Genomic DNA, 9,603 nt, shown 5'->3' with positions numbered 1-9,603 from the left:
TGATCTTGACAACCACCCGGACGAATGGTTATACAAGGCCGACTATATCTTAGAGAACACCTATGAAACCCAGTACGCGCAGCACTGCGCGCTGGAGCCGCATACCACGCTCACCTGGCTTGATCCTAACGGCAGGCTTTTCATACGCACTTCCACGCAGGTGCCGTTTCATGTGCGCCGTATCGTGGGTCAGGCGCTCAATATCCCGGTCAAGAAAATCCGGGTGATCAAACCGCGCATCGGGGGCGGGTTTGGCTCCAAGCAGGAGATTTTTCTTGAGCAGGTATGTTCCGCGCTGACTCTGGCCACAAAAAAGCCGGTTCGCATCGAGCTTACGCGGCGCGAGGTGTTCATCAGCTCGCGCACGCGCCATCCGGCGATAACGCGGCTTAAAAGCGGCGTGACGAGGGACGGCAGAATCACCGATCTCGATATGGAGATTTACCTTAACAACGGCGCGTACGGCGCGCATGCGCTGACGGTGATGATGTGCGCCGGTTCCCATTCCCTGCCGATGTATCAGGCGGCGAACAACAGGTTCACGGGGCGCACCGTATATACCAATCTGCCGGTGGCTGGCGCGTACCGGGGCTACGGCGCGACGCAGGCGTGTTTTCCGATGGAATGCCAGATGGAGATGATGGCCGGGGCGATCGGCATGGACCCGATCGAATTTCGCCTTAAAAACTACATCCGCGAAGGGGTCGGCTCGCCGATATTCAAAGCGATGGGCGAAGGCGGCGAGGGCGTGGAACAGGTGATGACTTCCTGCGGGATCCGGGCCTGCATCGAGAAAGGGCTCAAGGAAATTGACTGGTACGCCAAGCGGAAAAAATATGCGGGCCAGACCGGCTCGAAACGGCGCGGGCTCGGCGTGGCGTGTTCAATGCAGGGGTCCGGCATTCCGGAAGTGGACATGGCGTCGGTCACGATCAAGATCAACGATGACGGGTCCTTCAATCTCGCCGCCGGCGCGAGCGATATCGGCACCGGGGCGGACACCGTGCTCGCCCAGATAGCCGCCGAAGTGCTCACCGTGCCGGTGGACAGGATTATAGTCTATTCCGGCGACACGGACCTCACTCCGTTTGACGTGGGCGCGTACGCTTCGTCAACCACCTTCATTTCCGGCAATGCCTCGCGCAAGTGCGCGCTGAAAGTGCGGGACATGATACTCGACGTGGGCGCCGCCATTCTGGGCGAGCCGGCGTCGGCACTGCATCTCGAAAACGGTTTTGTGGCTAGCGCGGACGGCGGGAAGAAATGCAGTCTTGAGGAAGTGGCCAGAACCTCGCTGTATTATAAAAACCAGCACCAGATCTGCGCCACCGCCTCGCATACCGCGCACACTTCGCCGCCTCCGTTCGCGGCGCATTTCGCGGAGATCGAGGTGGACACCGAAACCGGTGAGCTCAAGGTTATTGATTACGTTTCCACGGTTGACTGCGGCACCGCCATCAATCCCGCGCTGGCCGAGGGTCAGAATGACGGGGCGACCCTTAACGGCATGTCTTACGCGCTGTGCGAGAAAATGGAGTTCAATTCCAAAGGCGCGATGCTTAACGCCGGGTTCCGGGGCTACCGGATTTTCACGGCGCACGACGCGCCGCCTCTGCGGACGTTCTTGATCCCGACCTATGAGCCGAACGGCCCGTTCGGAGCGAAATCGGTTTCGGAAATCGGGATCAACTGCTCGATTCCGGCGTTCGCCAACGCGATCCATGATGCCACGGGCGTCTGGTTGTTTGAAGCGCCGTTCACGCCGGACAGGATTCTGGCTGGCATTAAAGCGAAAGCCGAAGCCAAATAGCATAGTCTTAAAACAGGCTGAAAGCCGCCCGCAAGGCGGCTTTCAGCTTTTTCAGGGGGAATTATGCAGGACGGCTGAAAAACTAGCGAATGGGCGTTTTCTGCAGGTTTTCCACAACGGTCTGCGCTGTTTTGATATGCTTGTTGTCGGTCAGGTCGTAAAAAAGCGGCGTTACCGAGATGTAGCCCTGGCTGACGGCGGCGGAGTCGCCGTCCAGTTCGTCTTCGATATGCACGCGCTCGCCTTCCAGCCAGTAATAGGTGCTGCCCCGCGGATCAACGCGTTTGTTGAAATTTTCGGTATAGCGCATAAAGCCCTGCCGTGTGACTTTTATGCCCTTTATCCGCTCGATCGGCACGGAGGGAATGTTCACGTTCAGCAGGCATTTGGGGAACCCGAGTTTTTCCAGCTCCAGCAGCAGGCGTTCGGTGAGCTGCGCGCCGTACTCGTAATCGGGGTCTTCCTCCCGGTCGAAAGAAACGGCTATCGCCGGATATCCCATCAGCAGCGCTTCCATCGCGCCGGAAACGGTGCCGGAATAAAACAGGTTGGTGCCCAGGTTGCCGCCGGGGTTGATGCCGGAAACCACCACGTCGGGCGCGCCGTCTTTCATGAATTCGCAGATGCCTATTTTCACGCAGTCCGCCGGCGAGCCGCTTACCATATAACCTATGGTTTCGCCGTTTTCGTGAAGGGTTTTTACGCGCAGGGGGTGAAACAGCGTAATGCTGTGCCCTCCGCCGCTTTGCTGTGTTGCCGGCGCGACAATAAGCGCCCCGGCGTGACGTGAAAGGTGCTTGCGCAGTATTCGGATGCCGTCGGAGTAGGCGCCGTCGTCGTTCGTTATAAGTATTCTCATAATAGTTCGTAGGATATTATAGCATTGTCGGCGGCGTTGCCGGTTCCTGTAAACGGGGCCCCGGTTTGCCGCCGGGGCCCCGCAGGCGGGACCGGTGCGATCAGAACTTGTGCCAGAGCATCTGGTCGGTCACCTCGTGGTGGAACAGCACTTCCGACGATTTAACGATAGCGCCCAGCTCTTTCGGGCTGCGGTCCGCGGCCATCAGCTTGAATGCCGCGTATTTTTCATGCGGCGCCGCGCCCATTATGTTTTTGACAAACTCGCTGGCTCGGAAAATGCGGATCGCGTCGTAAATGTTGCCGGGCAGGTAGCGTACCCGGTCGCGTTTCTTTTCATCTTTGGTCAGCGGTTTTCCGTCAAGCGCGGTGCGCAGCAGCGCGTACAGCGCAAGGTAAGGGTTGGCGTCCGGCCCGACGGAGCGGATTTCTATGCGGGCGGAATTTTCGTTGCCGGCCGGGATGCGGATCATCGCGCCCCGGTCAACCGACGACACTTTTATCTGGTTCGGCGCCTCGAAATGCGGGTCGAGCCTGCGGTAGGAGTTTACGCTCGCGTTCAGAATAAGCGATAGTTCCTGCGCGTGGTTTAGTATTCTGGAAATCACGTCCCACGCCAGGGTGGACAGGCCGTCCTCGCCGTTTTTGCCGTGGAAAATATTTTTTCCGTTTTTCACCAGCGAAAGGTTCAGATGCATTCCGCTTCCGTTGACGCCGGCGATCGGTTTCGGCAGAAACGTGGCGGTCAAGCCCATGCTGGCGGCCACCTGCCGGCAAAGCAGTTTGTACAGCTGTATCATGTCGCAGGCGCGCACCACCGGCGCATAGGAGAAATTAAGCTCGAACTGCGAAGGCGCCACTTCCGGGTGATCCTTTTCGTTTTTAAACCCCATGGCGCGCTGGGCCTCGGCGGCAGTGTCAATAAATCTTTTCAGGCGGTCGAGCGGCAGCGAATGGAAATAGCCGCCGGTTGAAATCAGAGCGAATCCGGTTTCTTTCCTGTAAGTCTGCTCGGCGTTCACTCCGTTGACCAGAAACCCCTCCACTTCGGCGGCCACGTTGGCGGTGATGCCGCGCGATTTTTCAAGCTGCCGCGCGAGCTCGGCCAGCCGCGCCCTGAAATCCGACTCATAATGCGTTTTGTCGCGGTTTAAGACGGTGGCGAACAGAATCACCTTGCCCGGGCCGAACACGTCGGACGGGAGCCAGAAGATGCTTCCCCAGTCAATTCCGAGCCTCAGGTCCGATTCTTTCTGGGCCGAAAACCCCCTGATGGACGAGCCGTCAAAAGTGAGGTTGTCGTCTGCCCGCAGGAAAAACTGCTTGTCATAATCAAGCATATGAAACCGGCCTTCAATGTCTGAAAAGCAGAGCGTTACCGCCTTCAGCCGTTTTTCGTTTGTCAGATAGGCGCGGTATTTTTTTTCCAGCACGGCTGCCGGGAGTTTTTCCGCGTTTTCGGCTGCTTCAAGGTTCATGGCTTCCAGCTCGTCATACGGTATTTCCAGGAATTTTTTAAGCACTACGGGTTCGTTTCGGCGCGGTTCGGGCATATGTCACCTCTAATAAAGATATTATTATATAAATATATATAAATAAATTAAAAAATACAATGGCTATTATAATATTGCGATATTTTGATCTTTCAGTTTATGGAAGGCGGTTTTTGCCGGCGGAACTGACAGTGTCCTGCGGGAGTGGCAAACTTCCGTTCGCCGGCCATGCCGGAGCTGTGCCGCGCTGAACCGCCGCGGGTTCGGTGGGGGGCGGGCATGAAAAAACTCCCCGGCTCGTGCCCGCGCCGGGCGAAAACAGTTGCGGCGGTAGCTTATTCGGCGGCGAAAGGAAAGTTTTCAATGCCGGCTTTTTCCCAGCCGGGAAAATCGAAATGCCACCATTCGGACGGGAAAATTTCAAACCCCGCCCCCGTCATTGCTTTCTGAAGTCTGCTCCGGTTGGCCAGCGCGCCAGGTGATCCGGCGGAGGAAGCGGCGGCGGCTTTGCCGGAAAAGTCGTCGAATTGCGTAGGCAGTTCCAGCCAGTTGCCTTTGGCGTCGCACGCGGCCACGTCAACCGCCATGCCCCGGTTGTGTTTCGAGCCTTTTTTAGGGTCGGCCACATAGCGTTCGTCGGGTATGAGTTTCCAGAAGGCTTCCTGCACTGCAAGAGGCCGGTAGCAATCCAGCACGCACAGCGAAAAATTATCTTTTTCAGCCAGCGCGGCGGCTTTTGCAAGCCCGTCCGCCGCGGGCTTGCGCAGATAGCAGCGGGCCGCCGGATAGACCGCGGTTTTGGCGAAATTGCCGGCGGTGGCATAGCGGATGTCCAGATGAATGTTTTTTGCCGGCAGTCTGCCAATATCAATGAATGTGGCGTCCGATATGCCGAACCTGACCGGGTCGCCCGGTTTCACGCCGTATTTTTTAGCGAAATCGGCCATGTTCAGAGCCAGCGACAGGAATCCGCGCGAATTGATATAGGCCAGCGGTTTGCCGGGGCTCACATCGCCGAACGCGGCTGTTAACGGAAGCGTGATTTCCCGGCCGGATATCCGAATGGCGATATTCTGGTTTTTCGCTATATGGCGAATATAAGTTTCGCCGATGTCGGTCCATACATTGCCATAGGCCGGTTCGACAAACATGACCGACCCCTCAATCCCGTCCGGTCCGGCAACCGGCTCAGCCCATTCGGACAAGACAGGGTTTGCGATAAGCGGGCCTATGTTTTTAAATTGCTCCGGATTTTTCGCGACAAGGGCAGCGGCGGGCGAGAACACGTCGCGTCCGTGAAACGTGGCTGTTACCGCGTTTTTCGAGCTGCCGGGCATAACAATGCCGCGTGTTTCTTCCACGCCGAACAGCCGTGCGGGGAGCGTGAAAATCCCGTTATCCGGCCCCACGAAATACTGTCCGTTTCTGGTTTTCATCACAATTGCCTTTCGTGCGGTGCCTACGCCGGGGTCCACCACCGCCAGAAATACCGTGCCCGCCGGCCAGAACCCGGCCTGCTCGCGCAGGAAAAACGAGGCCAGCCGGATATCATAAGCGGGTATGTTGTGGGTAGCGTCAAAAATTTTCACGTCCGGCGCGATACCGTAAATAACGCCTTTGCACTGCGCCACGGCATCATCGGCGGTGCCGAAATCGCTCATGAACACTATCGGCGCGGGCGCGGCGGCAGCGGGTTGCGCGCCTGCCGGAGAGAGCAGCAGGCCTGAGGCGGCCAGAAGAACGGAAAGCAGTGTTTTCATAATCAGATTTATAGCATTTCACGAACGTGCAGGGAAACAACCGCGGTGTCTGTTAAAAAACTTCCGCCGTGCCCAGTCCGTTATTCCGTATAGTTTCAAACTCGAATGCGCCGAGCGCGCCAGCCGGTCCAGCCCGTATTTCCTGTTTTTTCAAATTCACACGCGAGGCCGGATTTTTGCGGCGCCGGTTTGTAGCCAGTCGGTTTATTCGGGTGTTTCATTTGGTATCAATTTGTTCTTTACGCACGATATTTTGTGAACGTTCCCATCCAATCCGGGTGTTATAAAGCCTGTTGCAACAGGCCATGCGTGCCGAAAACCCGGCGGCTGCCAGTGCGGCTTGTAGTGTTTTGCGCCGCCTGGAGCCGCAACCCGGCCGCAGGGCAGCACGGTCACACGCGGGAGGCTTGCAACTGGACATTTGGTTATAAAAATAGCCTTTTCAGGACGCATGAGATTTTATCGAATGAAACTCTCCCGGCTTGTGCCGGTATAACTAGTCAGCCGGTTTGAGAAAAATGACGGCCTTTCGCGTGTTGTCAACAGGTTGTTGATAAATCCCCTGCCAAGCATACCTTGGCGGGGAATTTTGCTGGAATTACCCAACAGGACATACAGCCGCCATATTCTATAGGTAGACGTGGTCGCAGGGTTGCACACTCCATCTCCCTGCCTGAGCTATGCCATGCCGGCAATCATTATGCCGGGCTGACCGGTGCCGGGTTTTTGTGAGCGGAACATATAATACGAACGGCGCAATCGGGCGTATTGCCCTTCCCGGATAAGAAAGACGGTCTGTAAAGCCAGGAACATTATCACTCATTCCAGCGTGCGGCAAAAACCAAAAAAACCAGTTTTTGCGCGCAGCGTCTCCGATTTTGCCGCTATGTATACATACGCGGGCGCGACCCCTATGTTTTTTACGGTTTTTGTGTATAAACTGCCGCCCGGACGGCTATTTCAGCCTGCAGATGCATGTATTTCGGGTTCAGCGGGTATAGCTATTGCGGCATCCAGCCGAAATACACATATAGAGCCCCCATCGCTATGGCAAAAACGGTTTAACGGACATTCCGGGGCCATCCCCGCCCGGATTGATTCAATCCGGGTTCAGCAGGGTGATACATAACCGATGCGCTAATGTATACATTAATGGCGAATACAAAAAAAGCCCCCGGGCTATGCCGGGGGTTTCTTTATGGTCCAAACTTCGTTTGCCCTGCTTGCGCAGGGTTACACACTGCAACGCTCTGGCGGAGCTATGCCATGCCGACAATCATTATGTCGTGCTGACCGGCATTTTGTGAGCGGAATTTATAAAAGAATCGTTCCGCACAGTTTGCTAAAGAAAGTTTTTATCTCTGATACAGCATGGTCTTGCCGCGCACGGGTTTGTAAACAGTGCCGGTTTTAAGCAGGGGGCACGGAAATCAGGTTTTTAAGGCGCATATTTAAGAGCTGTTCTTATATTTTACGGTATCTGGTCAAATTCATGCCAAATTTGCCTTTAGCTGCATTTTTACACAATGCAGTACCCAAGGGGGGGGAATTTTACGGATTTTTAACCACGCGATTTTCTGATTTTTAAAAAATGAGCAAAAAGATCGCAAGGTTTTGAAAATTTAAGATCAGGAATTAGATATTTGTAATAAAAACTTTGCTTTTAAAATCTGAGTCCAGCACTCAGGATTTGAAAATTAAATTTCTGCTAATACATAAAGTTACATAGAAGCAATGAAAGAAGGCAAAATAATTACGATATGCAGGGGAATATGAATATAAAAATGATATTGAGTTTAAAAATGTACAGGGAAGCAATAAATTAGTAAAAGGCAACATAATATATCTTATCGTAAGTTAATTTTGGAGTTGGGAATGTCTTTCCCAACTCCAAAAAATAAAAAACCTGCCACAAAATAAATGGCAGGCGAGCAGAAGTTTATGTAAAAAGTTGATAATGATTGTTAGATTAATTGATGTGTTTAAAAAATCCCCCACGGAATGGCTTGTTTTGAAAAGGAATGCCGTTGATAAATCTAATATTGTTTATTAGATTCAAGCGATACTCTATAGTGTTGCCGCAGCCATATGTTCAGCAATACGAGAGGCTCTTGCAAGACCAGAGCCAGTAAGTGCGTAAAACCGGCTTCTTTTGGTGCCGACACTTGTTATCCGGCCCTGAATTATTTCTGATTGCAAAATGCGGTCCAGTCTGCCTTTTGCGTAGCCGGATTTCCGTAGTTCTTTTGCCAGTTCCAATGCTGTCTGGCTGTTTTTTCTTAAAAGGATGCGCGCTCCGGCCAAGAGGACAAGGGCGCAGTCCCCCGCTTCAAAACCTGAATGCCTGGCTTTGAGGATTATCAGGTTATCCTTTATAAGGGATATTTGTTCCCAATGCCCTAAACCGGGATTTGCCCCAGGATCGTTTTGGGGGTAGTCCGGCATAGGGTGATTTGGTGTGGGGCATACCGGGGTTTGCCCGCCCGGCGCCAGTTGGGCGTCATTGTTCAAACTGCCCTCATGATCCGGCGTGTTTTTAGAAATGAAAGGAATTATACCGGTATTGCCGGCTATTTCGTCAAAACCGTCAGGTGCCTGCCGGGTGGGCACTGGGGAGGCACTTTCTTCTTGCCGGGTATCGGATTGCTGAAAATGTGAATATTCGGAAGCGGTTCTCCGATTATGGATTTTTTGGGGATCAGTATGTTCCGCTGATACGGAAATTGACCCCGGTTGTGTTCTCTGGTTTTGAGTATCAGTATGGGATTGCGGGCTGGTGCTTCCGGCACCATGTGCCCGGAAACAGGCAGTTTTTTGGGAGGGGGATAAACTTTTTTTCTGAGGCATCTCCCCCCCCGGCCCGGCTGAAAGACGTGGCACTGCTGTATCGCAGGGAAAGCCTGTTGCTGCAGCCAGTTTAAGAAAAGTATCCCTCTCGCCGCTTACAAATTCCGGCGAGCCTTCGGCTTCAAATTCAAGGCCGGACGGGAGTTTAAACTTCAATTTTGCCTGGGCATGATTGTCGGTTGTCATGATTTTCAGTAAATACTGTAAGGTTTATTAACAGGTTGTTAACCGTATTGTACATATAATAACTATAAGACAACAAAAAGTCAAGGAGCGAAGTGGTTTTATGGCAAGGTTGTTGATAACATGTGGAAAATCTGGCAAATTATATGTCAGACATATAAATATGACATATAATTAAGTTATATGCCCCACACATTTGTCAGACAGCACTCAAGTTGTTAACTTCCATGTGTGAAGCCGCATTTTTTGCACACTCGATCAGCGTTTAATAATCCGGCGCTCCGCGCTGCGGGGTATTGTGCAAATTCAGAATTTTGCGAATGTTTCCACGGCCAGTTTTCTGGGGAAGTGTCAGGCTACTATGTCGTGCCTCAGTTCTTACAGGGGTGTCGGGATATGCCCGACCGGCGTGCGCAGAATGAAATTATGTCGTGCCTCAGTTCTTGCTGGCAGTGTCAAAAGCCGAAAAACATGGCCGCAATCGTAAGATTGCGGCCATGTCGCCCCGAAAAATTCAGGGATGCGTATAATGGTTGGGGAAAACTGGACCGAATTTAAGGCCTGCTTAAGGTGAAAAAAGTCGGTAGAATAAAACCTTAGGGAGGCTGTATGCGAAAGACATTTGAAGCTGGATTCAAGGCGCGGGTGGCGC

5 protein-coding genes are annotated in these 9,603 nt (G+C 53.3%); 1 reads left to right on the top strand and 4 read right to left on the bottom strand.

What is annotated here, in order from left to right:
• Positions 1-1,810, top strand: a 1,810-nt coding sequence (locus PHW69_08680) for a molybdopterin-dependent oxidoreductase (GenBank protein MDD4005258.1), incomplete at its 5' end; no start/stop codon positions are given.
• Positions 1,811-1,892: 82 nt separating this feature from the next.
• Here the strand turns inward: PHW69_08680 and surE are convergent.
• The 4 genes from surE to PHW69_08660 all read right to left on the bottom strand — a co-directional run bounded on the left by surE (position 1,893) and on the right by PHW69_08660 (position 8,954).
• Complete coding sequence (gene surE / locus PHW69_08675) at positions 1,893-2,669, bottom strand: 5'/3'-nucleotidase SurE (protein ID MDD4005257.1); 777 nt, start codon at positions 2,667-2,669, stop codon at positions 1,893-1,895.
• 100 nt (positions 2,670-2,769) lie between these two features.
• The gene (locus tag PHW69_08670) at positions 2,770-4,221 is read right to left on the bottom strand and encodes a glutamine synthetase family protein (protein ID MDD4005256.1); all 1,452 of its coding nucleotides are present in this window, start codon (positions 4,219-4,221) and stop codon (positions 2,770-2,772) included.
• 275 nt (positions 4,222-4,496) lie between these two features.
• Entirely contained in the window at positions 4,497-5,921 is a 1,425-nt protein-coding gene (locus PHW69_08665; GenBank protein ID MDD4005255.1) for an SAM-dependent chlorinase/fluorinase, read from the bottom strand.
• A 2,067-nt stretch (positions 5,922-7,988) separates the two neighbouring features.
• Positions 7,989-8,954, bottom strand: a complete 966-nt coding sequence (locus tag PHW69_08660; GenBank protein MDD4005254.1) for a hypothetical protein — start codon at positions 8,952-8,954, stop codon at positions 7,989-7,991.
• Positions 8,955-9,603 lie beyond the last annotated feature (649 nt).

The sequence above is a fragment of the Elusimicrobiaceae bacterium genome, assembly GCA_028700325.1.
Classification (GTDB): Bacteria; Elusimicrobiota; Elusimicrobia; order Elusimicrobiales; family Elusimicrobiaceae; genus JAQVSV01.
This window is presented reverse-complemented; position numbering and strand designations above follow the sequence as displayed.

Bases quoted from the DNA above. Each gene is read 5' to 3' on its own strand.
- PHW69_08665 (MDD4005255.1), bottom strand. From the start codon at position 5,921: ATGAAAACACTGCTTTCCGTTCTTCTGGCCGCCTCAGGCCTGCTGCTC.
- PHW69_08660 (MDD4005254.1), bottom strand. From the start codon at position 8,954: ATGACAACCGACAATCATGCCCAGGCAAAATTGAAGTTTAAACTCCCG.
- PHW69_08670 (MDD4005256.1), bottom strand. From the start codon at position 4,221: ATGCCCGAACCGCGCCGAAACGAACCCGTAGTGCTTAAAAAATTCCTG.
- surE (MDD4005257.1), bottom strand. From the start codon at position 2,669: ATGAGAATACTTATAACGAACGACGACGGCGCCTACTCCGACGGCATC.